Annotated in this window: 23 protein-coding genes and 2 pseudogenes; 19 read left to right on the top strand and 6 right to left on the bottom strand. The window is 70.9% G+C overall.

Features of this window, described 5'->3' with window-relative positions; genetic code table 11:
• Positions 1–43 precede the first annotated feature (43 nt).
• From ACFYSH_RS17555 to ACFYSH_RS17565, 3 genes and pseudogenes are all read left to right on the top strand, one after another.
• A complete protein-coding gene (locus ACFYSH_RS17555; RefSeq protein WP_359466062.1) occupies positions 44–694 on the top strand; it encodes a thymidine kinase in 651 nt (216 codons plus the stop codon).
• A 38-nt stretch (positions 695–732) separates the two neighbouring features.
• Positions 733–849 (top strand): annotated as a pseudogene (locus ACFYSH_RS17560) (DJ-1/PfpI family protein); the annotation flags it as partial.
• Positions 850–999: 150 nt separating this feature from the next.
• Positions 1,000–1,575 carry a hypothetical protein gene (locus ACFYSH_RS17565; protein ID WP_359466060.1) on the top strand — a complete coding sequence of 192 codons (576 nt, stop codon included), beginning with the start codon at positions 1,000–1,002 and terminating at the stop codon, positions 1,573–1,575.
• 93 nt (positions 1,576–1,668) lie between these two features.
• Here ACFYSH_RS17565 and ACFYSH_RS17570 read toward each other — a convergent pair whose 3' ends face one another.
• A complete protein-coding gene (locus tag ACFYSH_RS17570; protein ID WP_359466058.1) occupies positions 1,669–2,445 on the bottom strand; it encodes a VOC family protein in 777 nt (258 codons plus the stop codon).
• 237 nt (positions 2,446–2,682) lie between these two features.
• On the opposite strand from ACFYSH_RS17570, the gene ACFYSH_RS17575 reads away from it, so the two are divergent.
• The gene (locus ACFYSH_RS17575; RefSeq protein ID WP_359466056.1) at positions 2,683–3,510 is read left to right on the top strand and encodes a sulfurtransferase; all 828 of its coding nucleotides are present in this window, start codon (positions 2,683–2,685) and stop codon (positions 3,508–3,510) included.
• Between the two features lie 91 nt (positions 3,511–3,601).
• Here ACFYSH_RS17575 and sepH read toward each other — a convergent pair whose 3' ends face one another.
• Complete coding sequence (gene sepH, locus ACFYSH_RS17580) at positions 3,602–4,666, bottom strand: septation protein SepH (RefSeq protein WP_359466054.1); 1,065 nt, start codon at positions 4,664–4,666, stop codon at positions 3,602–3,604.
• Positions 4,667–5,163: 497 nt separating this feature from the next.
• Between sepH and ACFYSH_RS17585 the strand changes: the two genes are divergently transcribed.
• Positions 5,164–6,165 carry a hypothetical protein gene (locus tag ACFYSH_RS17585; protein WP_388753404.1) on the top strand — a complete coding sequence of 334 codons (1,002 nt, stop codon included), beginning with the start codon at positions 5,164–5,166 and terminating at the stop codon, positions 6,163–6,165.
• Between the two features lie 10 nt (positions 6,166–6,175).
• On the opposite strand, the gene ACFYSH_RS17590 is transcribed toward ACFYSH_RS17585, so the two are convergent.
• Both ACFYSH_RS17590 and ACFYSH_RS17595 read right to left on the bottom strand, forming a co-directional pair.
• Positions 6,176–7,495: a D-arabinono-1,4-lactone oxidase gene (locus ACFYSH_RS17590; protein WP_359466050.1), complete on the bottom strand. Its 1,320-nt coding sequence runs from the start codon at positions 7,493–7,495 to the stop codon at positions 6,176–6,178.
• Positions 7,455–8,699 (bottom strand): MFS transporter, encoded by a 1,245-nt coding sequence (locus tag ACFYSH_RS17595; protein ID WP_359466047.1) that lies wholly within the window; start codon positions 8,697–8,699, stop codon positions 7,455–7,457. Before ACFYSH_RS17595 ends, ACFYSH_RS17590 begins: the two co-directional genes overlap by 41 nt.
• Before the next feature lie 115 nt (positions 8,700–8,814).
• Here ACFYSH_RS17595 and ACFYSH_RS17600 point away from each other — a divergent pair, with 115 nt between their 5' ends.
• Both ACFYSH_RS17600 and ACFYSH_RS17605 read left to right on the top strand, forming a co-directional pair.
• A complete protein-coding gene (locus tag ACFYSH_RS17600; protein WP_388753408.1) occupies positions 8,815–9,939 on the top strand; it encodes a ferrochelatase in 1,125 nt (374 codons plus the stop codon).
• A gap of 80 nt (positions 9,940–10,019) precedes the next feature.
• Entirely contained in the window at positions 10,020–10,820 is an 801-nt protein-coding gene (locus ACFYSH_RS17605) for an inositol monophosphatase family protein (RefSeq protein WP_359466043.1), read from the top strand.
• Positions 10,821–10,921: 101 nt separating this feature from the next.
• Here the strand turns inward: ACFYSH_RS17605 and ACFYSH_RS17610 are convergent, their stop codons facing one another.
• The gene (locus ACFYSH_RS17610) at positions 10,922–11,095 is read right to left on the bottom strand and encodes a hypothetical protein (RefSeq protein ID WP_167359495.1); all 174 of its coding nucleotides are present in this window, start codon (positions 11,093–11,095) and stop codon (positions 10,922–10,924) included.
• A gap of 360 nt (positions 11,096–11,455) precedes the next feature.
• Between ACFYSH_RS17610 and ACFYSH_RS17615 the strand changes: the two genes are divergently transcribed.
• The 4 genes from ACFYSH_RS17615 (at position 11,456) to ACFYSH_RS17630 (ending at position 15,028) form a co-directional block, all read left to right on the top strand.
• The gene (locus tag ACFYSH_RS17615; protein WP_359466041.1) at positions 11,456–12,109 is read left to right on the top strand and encodes a response regulator transcription factor; all 654 of its coding nucleotides are present in this window, start codon (positions 11,456–11,458) and stop codon (positions 12,107–12,109) included.
• Between the two features lie 7 nt (positions 12,110–12,116).
• Positions 12,117–13,358, top strand: a complete 1,242-nt coding sequence (locus ACFYSH_RS17620) for an ATP-binding protein (protein WP_359466039.1) — start codon at positions 12,117–12,119, stop codon at positions 13,356–13,358.
• 404 nt (positions 13,359–13,762) lie between these two features.
• Positions 13,763–14,059 (top strand): DUF4193 domain-containing protein, encoded by a 297-nt coding sequence (locus ACFYSH_RS17625; RefSeq protein ID WP_003965732.1) that lies wholly within the window; start codon positions 13,763–13,765, stop codon positions 14,057–14,059.
• 12 nt (positions 14,060–14,071) lie between these two features.
• Positions 14,072–15,028, top strand: a complete 957-nt coding sequence (locus tag ACFYSH_RS17630; RefSeq protein WP_359466037.1) for a hypothetical protein — start codon at positions 14,072–14,074, stop codon at positions 15,026–15,028.
• Positions 15,029–15,049: 21 nt separating this feature from the next.
• Here ACFYSH_RS17630 and ACFYSH_RS17635 read toward each other — a convergent pair whose 3' ends face one another.
• Positions 15,050–15,505, bottom strand: a complete 456-nt coding sequence (locus ACFYSH_RS17635; protein WP_359466035.1) for a DUF3093 domain-containing protein — start codon at positions 15,503–15,505, stop codon at positions 15,050–15,052.
• Positions 15,506–15,563: 58 nt separating this feature from the next.
• Between ACFYSH_RS17635 and ACFYSH_RS17640 the strand changes: the two genes are divergently transcribed.
• The 8 genes and pseudogenes from ACFYSH_RS17640 (at position 15,564) to ACFYSH_RS17675 (ending at position 22,790) form a co-directional block, all read left to right on the top strand.
• Entirely contained in the window at positions 15,564–16,148 is a 585-nt protein-coding gene (locus ACFYSH_RS17640) for a PaaI family thioesterase (RefSeq protein WP_359466033.1), read from the top strand.
• The gene (gene dut, locus ACFYSH_RS17645; RefSeq protein WP_359466031.1) at positions 16,148–16,675 is read left to right on the top strand and encodes a dUTP diphosphatase; all 528 of its coding nucleotides are present in this window, start codon (positions 16,148–16,150) and stop codon (positions 16,673–16,675) included. The genes ACFYSH_RS17640 and dut overlap by 1 nt, the downstream gene beginning before the upstream one ends.
• Before the next feature lies 1 nt (position 16,676).
• Positions 16,677–17,447, top strand: coding sequence for a DUF3710 domain-containing protein (locus ACFYSH_RS17650; protein ID WP_359466029.1), 771 nt, complete (start codon positions 16,677–16,679; stop codon positions 17,445–17,447).
• Positions 17,448–17,540: 93 nt separating this feature from the next.
• Positions 17,541–18,138: pseudogene (locus tag ACFYSH_RS17655) on the top strand (ABC transporter ATP-binding protein).
• An 84-nt stretch (positions 18,139–18,222) separates the two neighbouring features.
• Positions 18,223–20,766: a DUF4118 domain-containing protein gene (locus tag ACFYSH_RS17660; RefSeq protein WP_359466027.1), complete on the top strand. Its 2,544-nt coding sequence runs from the start codon at positions 18,223–18,225 to the stop codon at positions 20,764–20,766.
• Between the two features lie 55 nt (positions 20,767–20,821).
• On the top strand, positions 20,822–21,529 hold the full coding sequence (locus ACFYSH_RS17665; RefSeq protein ID WP_359466025.1) for a response regulator: 708 nt from the start codon (positions 20,822–20,824) through the stop codon (positions 21,527–21,529).
• Positions 21,530–21,599: 70 nt separating this feature from the next.
• A complete protein-coding gene (locus ACFYSH_RS17670) occupies positions 21,600–22,016 on the top strand; it encodes an OB-fold nucleic acid binding domain-containing protein (protein WP_359466023.1) in 417 nt (138 codons plus the stop codon).
• 3 nt (positions 22,017–22,019) lie between these two features.
• The gene (locus ACFYSH_RS17675) at positions 22,020–22,790 is read left to right on the top strand and encodes a DUF3159 domain-containing protein (protein WP_359466021.1); all 771 of its coding nucleotides are present in this window, start codon (positions 22,020–22,022) and stop codon (positions 22,788–22,790) included.
• The last annotated feature ends 117 nt before the right edge of the window (positions 22,791–22,907 follow it).

Consider the following 22,907-nt stretch of genomic DNA (forward strand, 5'->3'; position numbering starts at 1 on the left):
CCCGTCTCCCCTGCACCGCACCCCGAAAGGCGCTCCACTTCTCATGCCCGAGCTCGTGTTCTTCTCCGGAACGATGGATTGCGGAAAGAGCACTCTGGCGCTCCAGATCGGGCACAATCGGTCGGCGCGGGGGCTTCAGGGTGTGATCTTCACCCGGGACGACCGGGCGGGCGAGGGCAAGCTGTCCTCACGGCTGGGTCTGGTGACGGAAGCCGTCGAGGCGAACGAGGGGATGGACCTGTACGCGTACCTGGTTGCTCAGCTGACCAAGGGCGGCAGGGTCGACTACGTGATCGTGGACGAGGCGCAGTTCCTGGCTCCGGCCCAGATCGATCAGCTGGCGCGCGTCGTGGACGACCTGGAGATGGACGTCTTCGCTTTCGGTATCACGACGGACTTTCGCACGAAGCTGTTTCCTGGTTCGCAGCGACTGATCGAACTGGCGGACCGGATCGAGCAGCTCCAGGTCGAGGCTCTCTGCTGGTGTGGAGCCCGTGCCACGCACAACGCGCGGACCATAGACGGTGAGATGGTCGTCGAGGGGGCTCAGGTCGTGGTCGGCGACGTGAACCGGCCGATGGGCGAGATCGGTTACGAGGTTCTCTGCCGCCGCCACCACCGGCGTCGTATGACTGCGGCGTCCGCTCGCGTGGGCGCACTGTCCCCGGATGTTCTGCCGGTGTCGTCTGCGTGACGCCTTGGCGGATGTGGAGTCGCGCGACGTGGTGAAGCCTGTACCTGCTCGAGCGCATGGTGGGCCCGCAGATCGCCCACGCCGTCGAAGAACTGTTCGCCTACGAGCGCCGGGGCACCGTCTGGCGCCACGAAGGCCCCGTGCCTGAAGCGTGAGCGTGGTCGGTCCTCGGCCTGGCCGGCCCAGGGGAGGTCCGTTCGCAGAAATCCGTCCCGGAGCCGCCGTGCACGGTGGCAGGATGTGCGGGGCAGGTGTCATACGGTCGCGCGTCGCGAAGGGCGTTCGCCGGATCCTTGGGGGCGAAGATGGCCGAACGACGCGGCTACTGGCGTGAGCCCAGCGGTACACGGGTGACGCTGGAGGAGGCACGGACGGCCTGGGCCGTGCAGGCGTACGGCCGGCTGACCGAGGTCGCCGGTCACTACCGGGCCGTCATCACCTACAAGGAGCTCGCCGAGCACGTCCAGAGGGCATCCGGTGTGCACACGTCCGTCCAGCTGCGCCACTGGATCGGCGCAGTCCTCGGCAAGGTCGTCGCCGCGGCCCACCATCGGGGCGACCCGCCGCTCACGGCGCTGGTCGTGCACACCACCGACGGCATGGTGGGCGGTGGGTATGACGCGGTGCTCACCGTCGCGGGCCTTCCCGTCATCGAGGGGGACCTCGACCGGGAGCGGCACGCCGCCGATTCCCGGTTGAGGTGTTACCGGCGCTTCGCCGTGGACCTGCCGCCCGATGGGGGAAGTGCCTCCCTGGCCCCGGCCTTCCAGGCGACCGTCGAGCGACGGGCCGCCCGCACCGCCGGGGAACGGTCTCCGAAGGTGTGTCCGTCCTGCTTCCTGGCCCTTCCCGCCAACGGCCGTTGTGACGACTGCGGCTGACCTCCGGCGACAGCGCGCGCAACGCCCCCTCGCCCTGGTCACCGGGGACGCGTGACCACACAGCCACCGGGGCGGCGGCGACCGTGGAAGAAGTCAGCTGTCCGGCGGCCGCACGATCGTGAACACCGCGCCCTCCGGGTCCGCCACCGTGGCCAGCCTGCCGCTGGAGGCCTCTCGCGGTGCGTGCAGCACGTGCCCTCCGAGTTCCACCACGCGTGCCGCCGCCTCGTCGGTGTCGGCGACCTGGAAGTAGGTCATCCAGTGGGGGCCCCGGTCGCGCGGCAGGGCATGCCCCACACCGTGCAGGGCGGCCACCGGACGGCCCTGGACATGCAGTGTCTGGTAGTCGAAGTCGGCCGAGACGACCGCCTCGGTCCCGAAGCCGAACACGGCCTGGTAGAACTTCGCGACGGACGAGGTCTCCCGGGTCACCAGCTCGTTCCACACCGGGGTCCCCGGCGTGCCCGCCAAGGCGGTACCGAGGTGCTCGGCGGCCTGCCAGACACCGAAGACCGCGCCGCTCGGGTCCGAGGCGATCAGGAGGCGGCCCGCGTTTCCCGCGTCGAGGGGGCCGACAGCCACCGTCCCGCCGCAGGAGCGGACCGACTCGGCCGTCACATCCACGTCCTGTGAGGCGAAATAGGTCGTCCAGGCGATCGGCAGATGCCGGTCCGGTGGCAGCTGTCCGATGCCCGCGACCTCCTTGCCGCACAGCAACGCCCGGACGTACGGACCCAGCTGTTCCGGCCCGGGTCGGAACTCCCAGCCGAACAGCCGGCTGTAGAACTCCTGGGTCGCGGTCAGGCCGTGCACGATCAGACTCACCCAGCACGGTGCTCCGGGCGGGCGCCGGGTGGCAGCCTCGGTCATCTTCTTCTCTCTCCTCGTACCATCGCGGTGGCCGTACGGGGGACGGAGCCAGTACGGCGTCCAGCGGTACGGATGCGGGCGCGTACGCTTCGTGCAGATGCTCGCACCACTGGGGCTCCGAGGCACCCCGGCCCGCCGCGCTTTTCGGCTTCCGCTCGCTCCGGGGTCCGATTTGCTGCAGTACGTCCACTTCGGTGCGACGGCGCCGGGTGCGGCTCCTACGCGAAGATGGCACCCATGAAGCCCATCATCACCGCATCCGAATACATGAGCGAGTCGGCAGGGCCACGCCCGCCGGTGCTCCTGGACGTCCGCTGGCAGCTCGGCGGGCCGAACGGTCGCGCCGACTACGAGGCCGGGCACCTCCCGGGCGCGGTGTTCATCGATCTCGACTCCGAGCTCGCGGGTCCGGCGGGCATCGGCGGCCGTCACCCCCTGCCGGACCCGGAAGCCTTCGGAGCCGTCATGCGGCGGGCCGGGGTCGGCCGTGAGACCCCCGTGGTGGTCTACGACGGCGGTCAGGGCTGGGCGGCGGCCCGCGCATGGTGGCTGCTGCGCTGGACCGGGCACCCCGATGTGCGCGTACTGGACGGCGGTCTCGCCGCGTGGACGGGCGAGCTCACCACGGCCGTGCCCGAGCCTGCCGGAGGTGACTTCCGGCCCGAGCCGGGCGCGCTCGGTCTCCTGGACGCGGACGCGGCAGCGGAACTGGCACGCTCCGGTCTGCTGCTCGACGCACGGGCCGCGGAGCGCTACCGGGGGGACGTGGAACCGATCGACCGCGTCGGCGGCCACATCCCCGGCGCGGTGTCCGCCCCGACCGCGCAGAACGTCGGTGAGGACGGCCGCTTCCTGCCCGCCGGCTCGCTCGCCTCCCGGTTCTCGGCCCTGGGCGCCGACGGCGACACCGAGATCGGCGTCTACTGCGGCTCCGGTGTCTCGGGCGCCCACCAGGTGCTGGCTCTGGAGCTCGCCGGCCACAGGGCCGCCCTGTACGCCGGCTCCTGGTCGGAGTGGTCCTCGGACGGATCCCGCCCCGTCGCCACGGGACCGGACCCGCGCTGACGGGACCACCGGGCCGGAAGGCCGGACGAAGTGAGGGCCCGTACGCGGCTGCGCACGGGCCCTCCTCACGTCACGGACATCGGTCCGTTCCTCAGTCCTGCTTCTTCCGGCGTGTGCCGAAGACGATCTCGTCCCAGCTCGGGACCGCCGCCCTGCGTCCCGGACGTACGCCGTCCGCCTCCGCCTGGCGGTCCGTCGTCCCGGTCAGCCGGTCGCGGTGGCCGGCCACCGCGCGCGGCATCAGCACGTCGGCGTAAGCGGAACCCGCACCGGCGGACGCCGCCGCGGCCGGGGGCTCGTCCGCCTCGGGCTCCTGCTGCGGCGCGGGCTCGAGTGCGGGCGGTTCGGGCTGCGAGGGCCGTTCCGGGACGATCATGTCGCCACGGAAGCTGGGCACCGCCTCCAGGAGGCTGGTCAGGGAGTCGCGTTCGCCGGCGGACACACCGCTGATCCGCTCCTCCGACTCCGGCACGGAGGGAGCGGGACGCTCGATCTGGCGGTCCAGCGCGCGGTCCAGCGGCCGGTCGCGCGGCAGCCGCGCGATCCGCGGCACGAACGGGAAGCTCGGCTCCGGCGCAGCGACGTCGTCGGTCTCGCCGATCAGCGAGCGCGCCTCTTCGTCCACCGCCTGGACCAGCCGTCGCGGCGGGTCGTAGGTCCAGCTCGCGGAGTGCGGTTCGCCGGCGACGCGGTAGACGAGGAGGACCTCCCAGGTGCCGTCGTCCCGCCGCCAGGAGTCCCACTGGACCGTTTCCCTGTCGGCGCCGCGCAGCAGCAGTCGCTCCTGCACCGCCTCGCCGAGCTGGGGGCCGGTGTTCTCGCCGGGACGGCGCACGGGAGTCTTCCGGGCGCGCTCGGCCATGAACGCACGCTCCGCGAGCACAGGGCCCTCGAAGCGGCGCACCCGGTCCACCGGGATACCGGCGAACTGGGCGACCTCCTCGGCGGAGGCGCCGGCACGTATACGTGCCTGGATGTCGCGCGGGCGGAGATGGCTCTCCACCTCGATCTCGATCTGGCCGAGCCGAGCGCGGTCATTGCGCACGGCGGCACGCAGCCGCTCATCGATCGGAAGCGTGTACTCCGTGCTGTCCGCAGCCTTGAGCACCAGTCGTGTGCCGTCGTTCGAGACGGCCACGACACGCAGTTCGGGCATGGGAACCTCCCGGGTGGTGCCTGCCGACGTCACGTGCGTCGCTGCTTCCGCTAGTCGAGTGTGACCTGCCCGGGTTCAGCCTGCCACAACCTTGCCAAGTTACCCGGCGTGTCGGGCCTTGGCCCTGAACGCCACGACGACACGGCCACCTGTGTACGACGCGGAGTGACCAGGTGGTCGCTCCGCGCTGAAGGCGCCCGTGCGATGCCGCGGCGCCGCCGGTTCGAGTGCCGTCCTTCGGCCCCCTCCCGTAGGTCCCGGATTCCCGTGTGGGAGTCCGGCCCCAGGGCTCGCCACAGTACTCCATTCGGGCCACCGGAGTGGACCGGCGCGCCGCCGAAGTTCTCGCCGGGTGCGGGAGTTGAGTTACCCAGTTGTCCGCGGTATGCCCCCAATGGGTGTGCTGCTTCACAAAATCTCCAGAATCGGAACTATCTGATTCGTTCATAGGTCCCTACAAGGTGCAAGGTGGGGTAGTTGTCGAGCAGGGGCTGATCATGGTGCAGAAGCCGCACAACGATGCGGAACGCAAGGAAGGGCGCATGGACCTGAGCCTGCCGCAGGTGGCAGGCAGCGCCGTGGCGGCAGTCGCGGCAGCGGTGATGGCCTCCCAGCTCGGTGTGTACGGAACCATTGCCGGTGCGGGCGTGATGAGTGTCGTGGCCACCTGCGGGGGCTCCGTCTTCCAGCACTTCTTCCGTCGTACGGGGGAGCAGATCCGCGAAGTCACCGTTCAGGTGAAACATCCGGCGGGCCGTCAGGTCACGGTGCGCACCCGGGAGACGTCCCCCGCGCGGCAGTGGTCGGAGGACGACGCGACGAGGGTGCTGCGCACGGCGGAGCCGGACCCGGAGCCCGACCGGACCACGGTCCTTCGCCAGGTCCGGCCGGGCGACCTGGACCGTACGACGATGCTGCGTCAGGTCCGGCCCGGTGGCATGTACACCGGCGACGCCTGTCCGGACGGCGCGTTCTCCGACGCCCGTACACACGGCACCCGCGTCCGGGGCTGGAAGCGCTCGGCCCTCGCAGCCGTCGGGGTCTTCATGCTGGCCATGGGCGGCATCACCGTGTACGAAGTGGTCTCCGGCCACGATCTGGGCGGCGACGGCGGGACGACCGTCGGTTCCGTCGTCACCGGGGAGCGCGGCACGGGAGCGACCTCACCCGAACCTTCCGGCGGCACCGACGGCCCGGGCCAGGAGCAGCAGGAGCAGAACGGCGACGACGACGACCGCCGGCCGGACGGTGGCGGCGCGAGCACTCCGGGTACGGACTCCGGGGACGGAGCGGGCGTGCGGCCCGGCCCCACCGAGGGTGACGGCTCCACCTCCGGACCGGCCCCCACCCCCTCCGCGTCCGGCGGGGCCACGACACCGGAACCCACCGGCCCCACGACGCCCGGTGACGACGCAACCGCGACCGCGCCGGAGCCGGCAGCGACCGACGACGCCCCGGCACAGGAGGACGGCGCCGCCGGGACGGACGCCGGCCGCTGAAGCGGCGGTGTCAGTTGCCGAGCACCCGGCGCAGATAGCCGTTGGCGAACAGCCGGTCCGGGTCGAGCCGGTCGCGTACGGCGGTGAACTCGCCGAAGCGGGGGTAGGCCCCGGCCAGGTACCCGGAGTCCCGGGTGTGGATCTTGCCCCAGTGCGGACGGCCCTCGTATCCCGTCATGATCCGCTCGACGGCCGTGAAGTAGGCCTGGTACGGCGTGCCCCGGTACAGATGTACCGCGATGTACGCGCTCTCCCGGCCCGATGCCGTGGAGAGTGCGATGTCGTCCGCAGGTGCCGTGCGGACCTCCACCGGAAAGCTGATCCGCAGCGGCGAGCGCTCCACCATGGCCTTGAGCTCCCGCAGCGCATCGACCGCCGCCTCGCGTGGCAGGGCGTACTCCATCTCGACGAAGCGAACCCGCCGAGGGCTCGTGAAGACCTTGTACGGGATGTCGGTGTACGTACGGGCCGACAGCGCGCGGCTGGAGATCCTGGCGAGGGAGGGGATGGTCCGGGGGACCGCCCGGCCGACCGAACAGGCGACCTGGAAGAGGCCGTTCGAGAGCAGCTCGTCCTCGATCCAACCGCTGACCCGCCCGGGAGGAGCCGCCGGGCCCCCGCTGCGGTTGTTGCGCTTGGTGTTGCAGTTGCCGGTGTGTGGAAACCAGTAGAACTCGAAGTGCTCGTTCTCGGCGACAAGCTGTTCGAAATCGGTCGTGACCCGGTCGAAGGTCATCGGCTCCTCGCGGGCCCTCAGCAGGAACACCGGTTCCACCGCGAACGTGACCGCGGTGACCACGCCGAGCGCCCCGAGCCCGATCCGGGCCACCGCGAAGACGTCCGGGTGCTCGTCGGCCGAGCAGCGCAGCACCGTGCCGTCGGCCGTCACCATTTCCAGCGCGCGGATCTGCGCGGAGACGGACGCCGAGTCGCGGCCGGTGCCGTGGGTGCCCGTGGAGATGGCCCCGGCGACGGTCTGCTCCATGATGTCGCCCATGTTCGTGAGGGAGAGCCCCTCCCGGGCGAGCGCGGCGTTGAGCCTCTTCATCGGGGTGCCGGCCTCGACCGTGACGGTCATGGACGTGCGGTCGACGTCCCGGATGCCGGTGAGCAGGTCCGGGCGTATGAGTACCCCGTCGGTGGCAGCCGTCGCGGTGAACGAGTGACCGGTGCCGACCGGCTTCACCGTCAGGCCGTCCCCGGCCGCCCTGCGGAGCGCTTCGGCCAGCTCGTCGACGGAGGCGGGGGACTCCACGCGTGCCGGCCGGGCCGTGACGTTGCCCGCCCAGTTACGCCACGTGTTCGCCGTCCGTGCGTAGGTGTCGGTCATCTTCCCCGCGCCCTCCCGTAGGCGCCGGCTCCCCGAGCCGGCGGTACCCCAGGAACGCCACCGCGGCCGCGAGCGCTCCCGCCACGGCGGGCACCACGTACGCCGCCTCGGCCCCGGAGGAGTCGACCACCCAGCCCGCGGCGGAGGAGCCGAGCGCCACTCCGACCGCGAGTCCGGTGCTGGTCCAGGTCATGCCCTCGGTCAGCTGGGTGCGCGGTACGTGCCGCTCGACGAGGGCCATCGTGGTCACCATCGTCGGTGCGATGGCGAGGCCCGCGACAAAGAGCGCCACGGCCAGGAACGGCAGGCTCCCGGCCAGTTGGAGGGGGATCATACTCACGGCCATCGCGCACACCCCCACGAGCCACCTGGTGGACGGCTTCCCCCGCAGGTGCAGCAGGCCGAACACCGCTCCCGCGAGGCAGGACCCGAGGGCGTAGACGGCGAGCACGAGGCTTGCCGCCACCTTGTGGCCCCGCTCCTCGGCGAAGGCCACCGTCACCACGTCCACCGCCCCGAAGATCGCCCCGGTGGCGACGAAGGTGATCACCAGCACCTGGAGTCCGGTGGAGCGCAGGGCCGAGCCGCCCGTGTGGTGCTCCTTCGCATGCGGCCGGGGCTCGGTGGCGCGCTGGGCGGTCAGCCAGAAGACACCGATCACGAGGAACACACCGGCGAGCAGCGGGCCCGCCTCCGGGAACCACGCGGTGGACAGGCCGATGGAGATGATGGGCCCGAAGATGAAGCACACCTCGTCGACGATCGACTCCCACGCGTACGCGGTGTGCAGCTTCCGTCCGGAACCCCGGTATATCTCGGCCCAACGGGACCGGACCATCGACCCCACGCTCGGGACACAGCCGGCGCCCGCGGCGAAGACGAACAAGGTCCAGTCGGGCAGCCGCTGCTGTGCACAGATCAGCAACCCGGCGACGGACGCGGCCGCGAACAGCGTGACGGGGCGCAGCACACGGCGCTGACCGTGCCGGTCGACCAGCCGTGAGACCTGCGGCCCCATGACGGCCGCCGCCATGGCGAGCGTCGCCGAGAGCGCACCCGCCAGCCCGTAGCGGCCGGTGAGCTGGGAGACCATCGTCACCACGCCGATCCCCATCATGGACAGCGGCATCCGGCCGAAGAATCCGGCCGCCGAGAACTCCCGGCTTCCCGGGGCGGCGAAGATGGCGCGATAGGGGCTGGGCAAGGGGGGCTCCGGGAAGGCCTGTCAGGTGTGCAAGGGGCTGATACAGCTTACGTGTGCCCCTGACCCGCCGATGGCGGTTGCCGCACTGTCACAGGCGGGTGGCAGGATCGGGTGCATGTCCGATCTGCGCGATCCCGCTCCCTACGACGCTCTGCTGCTGCTCTCCTTCGGTGGCCCCGAGGGCCCTGACGACGTGGTCCCGTTCCTGGCGAACGTGACCCGTGGGCGGGGCATCCCCGAGGAACGGCTCAAAGAGGTCGGCAAGCACTACTTCCTCTTCGGTGGCGTGAGCCCGATCAACGCGCAGAACAGGGCGCTGCTCGACGCCCTGCGCGAGGACTTCGCGGACCACGGCCTCGAGCTGCCGGTGTACTGGGGCAACCGCAACTGGGCCCCGTACCTCACCGACACCCTCCGGGAGATGAGCGCCGACGGCCACCGCCGGATCGCCGTGCTCGCCACCAGCGCCTACGCCTCGTACTCCGGCTGCCGTCAGTACCGCGAGAACCTCGCGGAGTCGCTGGCCGTCCTGGACGCGGAAGGGCTCCCGGTGCCCCGGGTGGACAAGCTCCGGCACTACTTCAACCACCCCGGCTTCGTGCGGCCCATGGTGGACGGCGTGCTGGCGTCGCTGGCCGACCTCCCCCAGGACGTCAGGGAGGGGGCGCACATCGCGTTCACCACGCACTCCATCCCGACCTCGGCCGCCGACACCTCCGGGCCGGTGGAGACCCACGGCGACGGCGGCTCCTACGTGGCCGAGCACCTGGACGTCGCCCGGCTGATCTCGGAGGCCGTGCGGGAGGAGACCGGCGTGGATCACCCGTGGCAGCTCGTCTACCAGTCGCGCAGCGGCGCCCCGCACATCCCGTGGCTGGAGCCCGACATCTGCGACCACCTGGAGACACTGCACGGCGACGGTGTCCCGGCGGTCGTCATGGCCCCCATCGGCTTCGTCTCCGACCACATGGAGGTGCTGTACGACCTCGACACGGAGGCCACCGCGAAGGCCGCCGAACTCGGTCTACCGGTGCGCCGCTCCGCGACGGTCGGAGCGGACCCCCGGTTCGCCGCCGCCGTGCGTGAGCTCCTTCTGGAGCGAGCCGCCGCCGAACAGGACCGCCAGGTGACGCCCTGCGCCCTGGGCGCGCTCGGCCCTTCCCACGACCTCTGCCCGGCCGGCTGCTGCCCGGCCAGGGCCCCCAAGCCGGCCGCCGCCGGCGCCGACAGCCCGTTCTGACCGACCGCCGATCGCTCGCATGCACGCCGGAACGGACACCGACGAACCCGTCCCGGTCCGCGACACACCTCTGGAGCGTTGTGACCGACCCCCTTCTGTCCGAACTGCTCGACCTCGCTCTGGAAGCGGCCCGCCGGGCCGGAGCCCTGCTGCGGGACGGCCGCCCCGCCGACCTGGGGGTGGCCGCGACGAAGTCCAGCCCCATCGACGTCGTCACCGAGATGGACATCCGGGCGGAGAAGCTGATCACCGGCTACCTCTCGGAGCACCGTCCCGCCGACGGCTTCCTGGGCGAGGAGGGTGCCAGCGCCGAGGGCAGCAGCGGCATCCGGTGGGTCATCGACCCGCTCGACGGCACGGTGAACTACCTCTACGGGCTGCCCACCTGGTCCGTCTCCATCGCCGCCGAGCGTGACGGCGAGCGGGTCGTCGGGGTGGTCGAGGCACCGATGCGCCGGGAGACGTTTCACGCGGTGCTCGGCGGCGGTGCGTACGGCAACGGGGAGGCACTGCGCTGCCGGCCCACGGCGCCCCTCGACCAGTCCCTGGTGGCGACCGGCTTCAACTACGTCACCGAGGTCCGCGCCCACCAGGCGGCCGTCGCCCAGCAGCTGATTCCGCGGCTGCGCGACATCCGGCGCGGGGGATCCGCCGCCATCGAACTCTGCGACGTGGCGGCAGGGCGGCTCGACGGCTACTACGAGCGCGGGCTGCACCCGTGGGACGTCGCGGCCGGGGATCTCATCGCCCGAGAGGCCGGCGCCCTCACCGGCGGCAGGCCCGGTCTGCCCGCGGACGGAGACCTGACGGTCGCGGCGACGCCCGGGGTCTTCGAACCGCTGCAGGCGCTCCTCGAGGAACTGGGCGCCTGGCACGACTGACGTACGCCCTCCTGAGCCTGCTGAGGCGCCACGGAGGGCCGACGGCACAAGGAGAGGGCCCCGGAGAGCCATCACGGCTCCCGGGGCCCTCTCGTGGCGGCTCAGACGCTTGTGGCGCTGATTTCCACTCCGTGCTCGGCGGCGAGGCGGTGCAGGTCGTCCAGCTCTCCCTGCTCGACATCCGCGAGGAAGTCGTCGCCCGTCTCGCGAGCCCTCGTGAGGTCGGACTCGGTGGTCTTGATTCGTTGCAGCAGACCTGCGGTGAAAGCGTCCATGGAGCGCCCCCTCATCGTGGGTCGGTGGCACGGGGGTGTGCCCGGTGGTCCTCCGGCCGAGGGGCCGGAGTGCGGGTGATCACGCAGTCCCTCTGGAAGCAGGACGGGCTGTGGTACGCCACATGCAGGGCGTGATCGCGGGTGTGAGAGCGTCCTCCCCGCCGTCGGCCCGGGAGAAACCTCAACTGGCCCGGGGATCCGTTCAATTCCATGGAGCAGCGGCCCGTGCCGCGCCGCCTTACCGCCGGTTTATGCGTGTTGCAGGCAGGATGGACGCGCACAGTCGGTACCACTGACGTGCGGTGGGCGGCCGAAATGAGGGCCGCTCGTCGTTTTTGAGACCTAGGGAAGGACTGCGCCGTGCGCGTACTCGTCGTCGAGGACGAGCAGCTGCTCGCCGATGCGGTGGCCACCGGGCTGCGCCGGGAGGCCATGGCCGTCGACGTGGTCTACGACGGAGGGGCGGCCCTCGAGCGCGTCGGTGTCAACGACTACGACGTCGTGGTGCTGGACCGGGACCTCCCGGTGGTCCACGGGGACGACGTCTGCCGCAAGATCGTCGAGCTCGGCATGCCCACCCGGGTGCTGATGCTCACCGCGTCCGGTGACGTCAGCGACCGGGTCGAGGGCCTGGAGCTCGGCGCTGACGACTACCTGCCCAAGCCCTTCGCCTTCAGTGAGCTGACGGCACGGGTGCGCGCCCTGGGGCGCCGCACCACGGTCGCGCTGCCGCCCGTGCTGGAGCGGGCCGGGATCAAGCTCGACCCCAACCGCCGCGAGGTCTTCCGGGACGAGCAGGAGATCCAGCTCGCCCCGAAGGAGTTCGCGGTCCTGGAGGTCCTGATGCGCAGCGAGGGCGCGGTCGTCTCCGCGGAACAGCTGCTGGAGAAGGCCTGGGACGAGAACACCGACCCGTTCACCAACGTGGTGCGGGTGACGGTCATGACCCTGCGCCGCAAGCTGGGTGAGCCGCCCGTCATCGTCACCGTCCCCGGCTCCGGATACCGGATCTGAGGGCGGGATGGCAGCCTCCCCGGCACCCCTGAAGGCGCCTCCGAAGCCGACCTGGGAGCCCAAGGCGCAGGAATCCCCGTACCCGTGGCTGCGCCCGACCATCCGGATACGTCTCACGCTGCTGTACGGCGGCATGTTCCTGATCGCGGGCATCCTCCTGCTATCGATCATCTACATGCTGGCCGCCCAGGCCTTGCACGACGCGGGCGGGCCGTCCTTCCAGGTCTCCGGCACGAACTTCCAGATCTCCAGTGACACCTGTCCGCAGCTCGGCGCCGCGCAGAACAACGGCCAGCTCAACGAGGCGATCAAGAACTGCACAGCAGCCCAGCGCCAGCACGCCCTCGACTCCCTGCTGAACAGGGCGCTGCTGGCCCTCGTGGGTCTCAGCATCATCGCCTTCGCCTTCGGCTATGCCATGGCCGGCAGGGTCCTGTCCCCGTTGGGCCGGATCACCCGCACCGCACGCAGGGTGGCCGGGACGGACCTGACCCGCCGGATCGAACTGGACGGCCCGGACGACGAGCTGAAGGAGCTCGCGGACACCTTCGACGAGATGCTGGACCGCCTGGAGCGTGCCTTCACGGCACAGCAGCGGTTCGTGGGCAACGCCTCGCACGAGCTGCGTACGCCGCTCGCCATCAACCGCACGCTGCTGGAGGTCCATCTCTCCGACCCGGAGGCGCCCGTGGAGCTGCAGCAGCTCGGTAAGACGCTCCTGGCCACCAACGAGCGCAGTGAGCAGCTCGTGGAGGGCCTGCTCCTGCTCGCACGCAGCGACAACCAGATCATGGAGCGGAAACCTGTGGACCTGGCGGAGGTCGCCGACCGCGCCCTCGACCAGGCGAGGTCCGAGGCGACGGTCAAGAGGGTCGAGATCCGCGGCGAGCGCGCCCAGGCCGTCGTCCAGGGCAACGGCGTCCTCCTCGAGCGCATCGCGCTCAACCTCGTGCAGAACGCCGTGCGCTACAACGTGGCGGAGGACGGCTGGGTGGAGGTCGCCACCGGGCTCCAGCACGGACAGGCACTGCTGACCGTCTCGAACACCGGGCCCGTGGTGCCCGCCTACGAGATCGACAACCTCTTCGAGCCGTTCAGACGGCTGCGCACCGAGCGCACGGGCAGCGACAAGGGCGTCGGGCTCGGCCTGTCGATCGCGCGATCCGTCGCGCGGGCGCACGGAGGCCGTATCATCGCGGAGCCTCGTGAGGGCGGTGGTCTCGTGATGCGTGTCACCCTGCCGGTCTGAGAGGCTTCGTGATGTGAGGCCGCATTGGATCCCTCTGTTCGCTTTGGGCAGAATTTTCGAACCCAGTTCCCGTTCTGTCCCTGTGTGATCGATCACAGAAGCGAATTTCGGCCCCTCTACTCTCCGTGAGCACATCTCTGCCCGAAAGCCTGGAAACGTCCGGGTTTCCGGGGTGCGATATCACGGGAAGTACACGGGGTGGCACCCGTGAACTGCAGTAATAGGACCGTGTACGGTCCCCTTCGCCACCCAAGCTGATCGCTCACGAGGGATCCGGTTGGGTGTCGATTGAGTAACAGACCTTGATGTGAGGCAAAATCTCCGCCTCAGGTCGGGCACAAGTCCGGCCTCTCACGCGTTACGTGCGCTGAGACACCGCAGACACCCATGAGGGGGAGAGCGACATGGCAACGGATTACGACACCCCACGCAAGACCGACGACGACGTGGACCAGGACAGCCTCGAAGAGCTCAAGGCTCGTCGGAGCGACAAGACGGCATCCGCCGTCGACGTCGACGAGTTCGACGCGGCAGAAGGACTGGAGCTGCCCGGTGCAGATCTGTCCAACGAAGAGCTGGCTGTGCGGGTTCTGCCCAAGCAGGCCGATGAGTTCACCTGCATGAGCTGCTTCCTCGTGCACCACCGCAGCCAGCTGGCGCGCGAGAAGAACGGTCAGCCCATCTGCCGCGACTGCGACTGAGGCCGGCCGTCCGTGGCAGGCGACACACCGTTCCGGAAGCGGCGCTTGCGGCGCACGAAGTCGTCGGAGGCACATCAGGGCGGCGCAGGCCCGGCAGAGGGCGAAAGCCCCACTGCCGAGCACCAGGCCGCCCTGCCTGCCTCTCCCGGCAGACCTGACGACGAGCGGGGCCGTCCGGCCTCGCTCGAAGCCGTAGGGGCGACGGGCTCGTCACCCGAGCCCGGGCAGGACGGACCGGCAGCGCCCCCGAAGGGCTCCGGCCGCCTGCACACACTGAAACGAGGCGTACGCAAGAGCAGGGAGAGCGCCACCGCCGCCGTCGGCCTCGTGGCCGACCGCATCATCGACGTGGCTCCCCGTGTCCCCGTACGGGACCTCGCCACCCTGCGCAGACAGTTTCCGGGGCTCGACCCCGAAGAGCTCGCCGACAAGCTCGTCGCGGGCGCCTGCAACGCCACCGCGACCGTCGGCGCGGGCATCGGGGCGGCAGCGATGATGCCCGTACCTCCTGCCATGCTCGCCGAGCTGGCAGCCGAGATCACCGGAGTCGCCGCCGTCGAGATGAAGCTCGTCGCCGAACTCCACGAGGTCTACGGCCGGCGTCCGCCGGGCAACATCGGTCAGCGCAGCACCGCGTATCTGACGTCCTGGACGGAGGAACGCGGCATCGATGTCTCCCGCCCCACCACGCTCAACGCGGCACTGGGCGGGCAGATGAAGCGCGAACTGCGGCAGCAGATCATGAAGCGCACCGTGCGCGACCTGCCGAATCTCATCCCGTTCATGGTCGGGGCCGTCGTCGGCGCGCTGATGAACCGACGGGACACCAGGAGACTCGCCGACCGGGTCAGGAACGACCTGCGGCGCCAGCAGATCCCTTGGGACCGCCTCCCGGAGCTGCCCCCGCTCGAACAGCCCGCGAAGCCCGCGGAGGAACTCCCCGAAGGCCTGGACGACCCCGGCCGCTGACCGCTGGGGTCGGCTGCCGGCTCAGGCGCGTACGGGCGTGAGGGCCGCCACCAGGGCCTGCGGCTCCCGGGTCGACAGATAGACGTACGGCGTCGGGTCGGCCGGGTCCGTCACCTTCACCCGCACCGCCGTCGGGATGTAGCTGCGCAGCAGCATGAACGCACGGGGATCCGCCTTGTACGAGCGCCAGGCCCGCGCCTCCTCCCCGTCCAGCACCTCGGCGTCACCGAGCGCTTCCAGGGGGATGCGCGCATCGCCTGCGACGAGGGCGCCGGCCACCACCCTGATGCGCGCGGAGCCGTACGAGCTCACGCCCGCGCACGCCGCCGCCGTACCGGCGACCAGGCCGCCGAGCATGGGCAGGGCTCCGAGCGGCAGGAGAACCAGCGCGCAGGCGACGCCGATCCCGAAGGCGATGAGCCACCACGAACGGGGCGAGGTGAGACGTTCGTCGAAGGAGGGTGCGGAAGGCTGCATGAAAGCAAGCTTGGCACGGCGCGACCCGGAACCGGCCGCGCGGGTAAGGTCTGCGCCTGTGAGTGGAACATCTGCACGTCTGACACCCCCGGCCGGCGCGGTGAAGCCCGTCCGGCACCCCGACGCTCCCGCGCCCGGTGAGCCCCTCGGCTCCCACTACGAACACTGTTTCGGCTGCGGTGGCGGACAGGAGCACGGACTGCACCTCCAGGCGACGGCCGGAGAGGGTGTGAGCGTCACCGCCGAATTCACCGTGAAGCCCGCCCACCAGGGAGCTCCAGGGCTGGCGCACGGTGGTGTCCTGGCCACGGCCATGGACGAGACGCTCGGCGCGCTGAGCTGGATGCTGCGGGTCATCGCGGTGACCGGGCGGCTGGAGACCGACTACGTCCTGCCGGTGCCGGTGGGAACGGTGCTCTTTCTGGAGGCAGAGGCGACCGCCGTCCACGGCCGGAAGATCTACTGCCGTGCGACGGCACGGACCGGCGGACCCGAGGGGCCCGTCGCGGTCCGTGCGGAAGCCCTCTTCATCGAGGTCAAGGTGGACCACTTCGTCGACAACGGGCGGCCGGAGGAGATCCAGGCGGCGATGTCCGACCCGGACCAGGTCAGGCGGGCCCGTGCCTTCGAGGTGAACCCCTGATGCGCCGTCCCGTCGACGTACTCATCCGCCGGACCGACCCCGACGTGCCGATTCCCGGTTACGGACACCCGGGCGACGCCGGTGTCGATCTGGTCACCACCGAGGCCGCCGAGCTCGCCCCGGGCGAACGGGCGGTGCTCCCCACCGGGGTGTCGATCGCGCTGCCCGACGGCTACGCCGCCTTCGTGCACCCCCGTTCGGGCCTCGCGGCCCGCTGCGGAGTGGCCCTCGTGAACGCCCCAGGGACGGTTGATGCCGGGTACCGTGGGGAGATCAAGGTCATCGTGGTCAATCTCGACCCACGCGAGACCGTGAGATTCGAACGGTTCGACCGGATTGCCCAACTGGTCGTCCAGCAGGTCGAGAAGGTGCGCTTCCACGAGGTGACGGAACTCCCCGGCTCGGCGCGGGCCGAGGGGGGCTTCGGATCCACCGGCGGTCACGCCGCGGTGGACGGCGTCACGGGCGGTAACACCCAGGGTGGGAACAGCTACGCTTCGGTCGTATCCGACCGGGAAGGACGTTGACGTGTTCGGACGTCGCAAGAACAGTGGTTCCGCCAAGGACACGGCGGACGAGACGCGCGAGGCCGAGCAGGTCGCCGACGAGCTCGACGACACCGGGGCCGCGAGCGGCTCGCGCCGCACGAACCTTCCGCCGGCCCCCCGCCCCGACGGGCCGTGGGACATCTCCGAGGTGTCCCAGCCCGGCGAGGGCCGGGTGGACCTGGGCGGCATCTTCGTGCCCGGCGTCGAGGGCATGGAGCTCAGGGTGGAGGTCGCAGGCGACGCGATCGTCGCGGCCACCGTCGTGCTGCGCGACAGCGCGGTCCAGCTCCAGGCCTTCGCCGCCCCCAAGAAGGAGGGCATCTGGGGCGAGGTGCGCGAGGAGATCGCCTCGGGCATCACCCAGCAGGGCGGGGTCATCGACGAGGTCGAGGGCCCGCTGGGCTGGGAACTGCGCGCCCAGGTCCCCGTACAGCTCCCTGACGGGAAGAACGGCGTACAGATGGTGCGCTTCATCGGCGTGGACGGACCGCGCTGGTTCCTGCGCGGAGTGATCTCCGGCCAGGGCGCGGTGCAGCCGGAGGCCGCCGGGCTGCTGGAGACGATCTTCCGGGACACCGTCGTCGTCCGTGGCGAGGGCCCCATGGCTCCGCGGGACCCGATCGTCCTCAAGCTTCCCGACGATGCCCAGATGGTGCCCGAGGGCGTGCAGCAGGAGGACCAGGAGAGCTCGAAGTTCTCCGGAGGCATGGGGCAGCTCCAGCGGGGGCCCGAGATCACCGAGGTGCGCTGACCGCGCACCGGCTCGTTCCGGCCGGTGGGCCGCGTCCCGGGGAGGGGGCGCGGCCCACCGGCCTTTCCGTTGCCTCCCGGGGGCCCCACGCACATACCGGCGGCTGCTACGGGAGCGGTACGCGAGGCGGCGTACCTACGGGGAAGAGCGATGACAGGGAACACCGACTCCGGATCGGGCAAGACCACCCTGCTCGATCTCGTCGGTGGTCTCGACACACCGGACGGCGGCCGGATCACCGTCGGCGGCACCGGCCTCTCCGGGCTCGGCGAGCACGGGCTGCCGGAACTGCGCAGGGACCGGATCGGTTTCATCTTCCAGTCCTTCGGCCTGCTCCCCGTCCTGACCGCCGCCCAGAACGTCGGCGTGCCATGCGCCTGCGCAGGACCGACCCTCACGAGCGTGAGGAGCGAGTGGCGCCGCTGCTCGCGCCGGTGGGTCTCGGCGACCACGCCGAGCAGCGCCCCGCAGAGCTTTCCGGCGACCGGCAGCAGCGCGGCGCCATCGCCCGTGCCCTCGCCAACCCGCCCGCCCTCCTGATCGCCGACGAGTTCTCGTCGCCACCCACGACCCGCAGCTGCTCGGCTTCGCCGACCGGGTCCTGGAACTCAGCGACGGGCACATCGTCGAGGAGGCGTGGAGCGGCCCCGCATCAGAATTCCGTCAATACGGACCCCGCGCCCGGCCCTGACCCCATATGCCGGAAATTTTCGGGGTAGCTTCGACCACGGCTTCCCGTATCCGCGGCAGCCGGTTCAGAGAAGACAATGGGGCCATGGCACGCGGCAAGCTTCGGATCTACCTGGGTGCGGCACCCGGCGTCGGCAAGACGTACGCGATGCTGGCCGAGGCCCACCGCCGGGTGGAGCGGGGTACGGACTGCGTCGTCGCGTTCGTGGAGCACCACGGCCGGCCGCGCACCGAGGTGCTGCTGCACGGCCTGGAGCAGATCCGCCGCCGCGACATCGAACACCGCTCGGCCGTCTTCACGGAGATGGACGTCGACGCCGTCCTGGAACGGGCGCCGGCCGTCGCGCTCGTGGACGAACTCGCCCACACCAACGTCCCGGGCGCCCGTAACGCCAAGCGCTGGCAGGACGTCGAAGAACTTCTCAAGGCCGGCATCGACGTGGTGTCCACCGTCAACATCCAGCACCTGGAGTCGCTCGGCGACGTCGTGGAGTCGATAACGGGCGTACGGCAGCAGGAGACCATCCCCGACGAGGTCGCCCGGCGGGCCGACCAGATCGAGCTCGTCGACATGTCGCCCCAGGCGCTGCGCCGCCGCATGGCCCACGGCAACATCTACCAGTCCGACAAGGTCGACGCGGCGCTGTCGAACTACTTCCGCCCCGGCAACCTCACCGCCCTGCGCGAACTGGCGCTCCTGTGGGTCGCGGACCGGGTCGACGAGTACCTCCAGCAGTACCGCGGCGAACACGACATCAGCGCCCCCTGGCGGGCCCGCGAGCGCATCGTCGTCGGACTGACGGGCGGTCCCGAGGGCCGTACACTCATCCGCCGCGCCTCCCGGATGGCCGCCAAGGGCTCCGGCAGCGAGATCCTCGCGGTGTACATCGCGCGCAGCGACGGACTGACCTCCGCCTCGCCCAAGGAACTCGCCGTCCAGCGCACCCTCGTGGAGGACCTCGGGGGCACCTTCCACCACGTCATAGGCGACGACATACCCTCGGCGCTCCTCGCGTTCGCCCGGGGTGTCAACGCCACCCAGATCGTCCTCGGCTCCAGCCGCCGCAAGACCTGGCAGTACGTCTACGGCCCCGGGGTGGGCGCCACGGTCGCCCGTGAGTCGGGTCCCGACCTCGATGTGCACATCGTCACGCACGAAGAGGTCGCCAAGGGGCGCGGGCTGCCCATCGCGCGCGGGGCCCGGCTCAGCCGCGCCCGGATCATCTCGGGCTGGCTGGCCGGCGTCGGCGGACCGGCCCTCCTCACCCTGCTCCTGCACGGCATGGAGGACGGGCCGGGGCTCGCCAACGACGTCCTGCTCTTCCTCTTCATGACCGTCACCGCGGCGCTGCTCGGAGGACTGGCCCCCGCGCTCGCCTCTGCGGCGGCGGGCTCCCTGCTCCTGAACTACTGGTTCACCCCGCCCACCCACACCCTGACCGTGCAGGACCCGGAGAACTTCGTCGCCATCGTGATCTTCTTCGCGGTGGCGGTCGCGGTCGCCTCCGTCGTCGACCTGGCGGCCCGCCGCACCCACCAGGCGGCCCGGCTGCGCGCCGAGTCGGAGATCCTCTCCGCCCTCGCCGGCAGCGTCCTGCGGGGCGAGACCGCCCTGGACGCCCTGCTGGACCGGGTCCGCGAGACCTTCGCCATGGAGTCCGTCGCCCTCCTGGAGCGCCGGAGCGACGTCGATCCATGGACCTGCGCCGGGTCCGTCGGCCCCGCACCGGTGGCCCGGCCCGACGACGCGGACGTGGACATGCCCGTCGGCGACCACATGGCGCTGGCGCTCTCCGGCCGGGTGCTTCCCGCAGAGGACCGGCGGGTGCTCGGCGCCTTCGCCGTGCAGGCCGCCGTGGTGCTCGACCGGCAGCGTCTGGTGGGGGAGGCGGAGGCGGCCAGACGGCTGGCCGAGGGCAACCGGATCAGGACCGCTCTGCTCGCAGCCGTCAGCCACGACCTGCGTACCCCCCTGGCCGCCATCAAGGCCGCTGTGAGCTCCCTGCGCTCGGACGACGTGGCCTGGTCCGACGAGGACGAGGCGGAGCTCCTCGCGGCCATCGAGGACGGTGCCGACCGGCTGGACCACCTGGTCGGCAATCTGCTCGACATGTCGCGCCTCCAGACCGGCACGGTCACTCCGCTGATCCGTGAGATCGACCTCGACGAGGTCGTCCCGATGGCGCTGGGCGGCGTGCCGGAGGGCAGCGTCGACCTGGACATCCCGGAGACCCTGCCCATGGTCGCCGTCGACCCGGGTCTGCTGGAACGGGCCGTCGCCAACATCGTCGAGAACGCCGTCAAGTACAGCCCCGACCGGGCGCGCGTCGCCGTCGCCGCGAGCTCCCTGGGTGAGCGGGTCGAGCTGCGGGTGACCGACCGCGGCCGTGGGGTCCCCGATGATGCGAAGGAACGCATATTCGAACCGTTCCAGCGGTACGGTGACGCTCCACGCGGCGCCGGAGTCGGCCTCGGGCTCGCCGTCGCCCGCGGTTTCGTGGAGTCCATGGGCGGCACGCTGGACGCCGAGGACACCCCCGGAGGGGGCCTCACCATGGTCCTCACCCTCACCGCCGCGCCCGGACAGGTACGGGCCGGCCCCGTACCGCCCGCGCACCTCACCACATGAGATCCCCGGGGCGCGTTCCCGCTCCGTACACGTATTCCGGAAAGGCAGGTCCGCGATGACCCGGGTGCTCGTGGTCGACGACGAGCCGCAGATCGTACGCGCGCTGGTGATCAACCTGAAGGCGCGCAGGTACGAGGTGGACGCGGCACCCGACGGGGCGACCGCCCTGCAGCTCGCTGCGGCACGCCATCCCGACGTCGTCGTCCTCGACCTCGGGCTCCCGGACATGGACGGCGTCGAGGTGATCAAGGGACTGCGCGGCTGGACCCGGGTGCCGATCCTGGTGCTCTCCGCCCGTCACACCTCCGACGAGAAGGTCGAGGCCCTGGACGCCGGGGCCGACGACTACGTCACCAAGCCGTTCGGCATGGACGAGCTGCTGGCCCGGCTGCGCGCCGCCGTGCGGCGGGCGGAGCCGGTCGGCCAGGACGCGGGCGACGACCAGGTGATCGTCGAGACCGAGGGGTTCACCGTCGACCTGGCGGCGAAGAAGGTCCACCGTGAGGGCCGCGACGTACGGCTCACACCCACCGAGTGGCACCTGCTGGAGGTCCTCGTCCGCAACGCCGGGCGGCTCGTCAGCCAGAAGCAGCTGCTCCAGGAGGTCTGGGGGCCGTCGTACGGCACCGAGACCAACTATCTGAGGGTCTACATGGCGCAGCTGCGCCGCAAGCTGGAGACGGATCCCTCGCACCCCAGGCACTTCGTGACCGAGCCGGGCATGGGCTACCGCTTCGAGCGGGGACGGCCCGTCCCGGAGTGACCGCCCTCACTCGTTCAGGTGACACGTGTGCGGGCCGGTCCGCATCACAGGAGACCGGTACCCTTCGGGTATGAGCGCTGTACCCCGATCCGAGAAGTCCGGCAGGGCGGACAAGCCGTCCGGCCGCTTCCGTCGCATGCTCGACCGGCTGTCCAGCTCCCAGGAGGACCTCGAGTCCGAGGAGCTGCGGGAGGACACGCATGCTTCGGGCTGCACGCGCATCTCCGAGTGCACGGACCGGCAGATAGTCAAGGTCACTGGTACCTTGCGGACCGTCACCTTGCGCCCGCGGGCCGGAGTGCCCGCCCTGGAGGCGGAGCTCTTCGACGGCACCGCGCCGCTCGACGTGGTCTGGCTGGGCCGGCGTTCCATCGTCGGCATCGAGCCGGGCCGCAAGCTCATCGCGTCGGGCCGCGTGGCCATGAGCCACGGGCGCCGGGTGCTGTTCAATCCCAAATACGAACTCCGACCGCTCGGCAAGGAGTAGCCGGTGACGTCTCTCGACAAGCCGACGTCCGAAATGGACCAGCCTCACCGCACCGACCAGCAGGACGCCGACGCGAAGGCGGTCACGGAAGCCGCGCTCTTCGAGGCCTTCGGCGGCGTACGGGGCATGGTGGAGACAGTCCTGCCCGGGCTGCTCTTCGTCACGATCTTCACCATCAACAAGGATCTGAAGGCCTCGGCCGTCGCCGCCCTGGCCATCTCCCTGGTCCTCGTCGCCGTACGGCTCGTCCGCAAGGACACCGTCAAGCACGCCTTCAGCGGCGTCTTCGGCGTGGGCTTCGGCGTGGTCTTCGCGATGATGACGGGCAACGCCAAGGACTTCTACCTCCCGGGCATGATCTACACGCTCGGACTGGCCCTCGCGTACCTGGTCACGACCGTCGCAGGGGTGCCCCTGATCGGGCTGATCCTCGGCCCGGTCTTCAAGGAGAACCTCTCCTGGCGCACCAGGAACCCCGGCCGCAAGAAGGCGTACGCCAAGGCCAGTTACGCCTGGGGCCTGATCCTGCTCGCCAAGTGCGCGATCCTCTTCCCGCTGTACTGGTGGGCCGACACCACGCAGCTCGGCTGGGTGCTGGTCGCGCTCAAGATTCCGCCGTTCCTGCTCGCGGTGTATCTGACCTGGGTCTTCCTGGCCAAGGCACCGCCGCCCATCGACGTCTTCGCGGAGATGGAAGCCGAGGAGCAGGCGGAGAAGGCCCGCAAGGCGGAGCAGAGCGCCCGCGCCGCGGAGGCCCGTAGCCACGACCTCTGAGGTACTCGTACGTGAGGGGCCCCGGGCCGGGCGGGGGGGGGGCCGGGGGCCCCCCCCCCCCCCCCCGGCGCCCCCCCCCGCGGGGGGGCGGGGGGCCCCCACCCCCTACTCCCCCAT

The organism is Streptomyces sp. NPDC005791 (assembly GCF_042871485.1).
In the GTDB taxonomy this organism is placed as follows: Bacteria; Actinomycetota; Actinomycetes; order Streptomycetales; family Streptomycetaceae; genus Streptomyces.

Excerpts from the sequence above, each read along its gene's own strand:
- ACFYSH_RS17555 (WP_359466062.1), top strand. The coding sequence starts at position 44 with ATGCCCGAGCTCGTGTTCTTCTCCGGAACGATGGATTGCGGAAAGAGC.
- ACFYSH_RS17565 (WP_359466060.1), top strand. The coding sequence starts at position 1,000 with ATGGCCGAACGACGCGGCTACTGGCGTGAGCCCAGCGGTACACGGGTG.
- ACFYSH_RS17570 (WP_359466058.1), bottom strand. The coding sequence starts at position 2,445 with ATGACCGAGGCTGCCACCCGGCGCCCGCCCGGAGCACCGTGCTGGGTG.
- ACFYSH_RS17575 (WP_359466056.1), top strand. The coding sequence starts at position 2,683 with ATGAAGCCCATCATCACCGCATCCGAATACATGAGCGAGTCGGCAGGG.
- sepH (WP_359466054.1), bottom strand. The coding sequence starts at position 4,666 with ATGCCCGAACTGCGTGTCGTGGCCGTCTCGAACGACGGCACACGACTG.
- ACFYSH_RS17585 (WP_388753404.1), top strand. The coding sequence starts at position 5,164 with ATGGTGCAGAAGCCGCACAACGATGCGGAACGCAAGGAAGGGCGCATG.
- ACFYSH_RS17590 (WP_359466050.1), bottom strand. The coding sequence starts at position 7,495 with ATGACCGACACCTACGCACGGACGGCGAACACGTGGCGTAACTGGGCG.
- ACFYSH_RS17600 (WP_388753408.1), top strand. The coding sequence starts at position 8,815 with ATGTCCGATCTGCGCGATCCCGCTCCCTACGACGCTCTGCTGCTGCTC.
- ACFYSH_RS17610 (WP_167359495.1), bottom strand. The coding sequence starts at position 11,095 with ATGGACGCTTTCACCGCAGGTCTGCTGCAACGAATCAAGACCACCGAG.
- ACFYSH_RS17620 (WP_359466039.1), top strand. The coding sequence starts at position 12,117 with ATGGCAGCCTCCCCGGCACCCCTGAAGGCGCCTCCGAAGCCGACCTGG.
- ACFYSH_RS17625 (WP_003965732.1), top strand. The coding sequence starts at position 13,763 with ATGGCAACGGATTACGACACCCCACGCAAGACCGACGACGACGTGGAC.
- ACFYSH_RS17635 (WP_359466035.1), bottom strand. The coding sequence starts at position 15,505 with ATGCAGCCTTCCGCACCCTCCTTCGACGAACGTCTCACCTCGCCCCGT.
- dut (WP_359466031.1), top strand. The coding sequence starts at position 16,148 with ATGCGCCGTCCCGTCGACGTACTCATCCGCCGGACCGACCCCGACGTG.
- ACFYSH_RS17660 (WP_359466027.1), top strand. The coding sequence starts at position 18,223 with ATGGCACGCGGCAAGCTTCGGATCTACCTGGGTGCGGCACCCGGCGTC.
- ACFYSH_RS17665 (WP_359466025.1), top strand. The coding sequence starts at position 20,822 with ATGACCCGGGTGCTCGTGGTCGACGACGAGCCGCAGATCGTACGCGCG.
- ACFYSH_RS17670 (WP_359466023.1), top strand. The coding sequence starts at position 21,600 with ATGAGCGCTGTACCCCGATCCGAGAAGTCCGGCAGGGCGGACAAGCCG.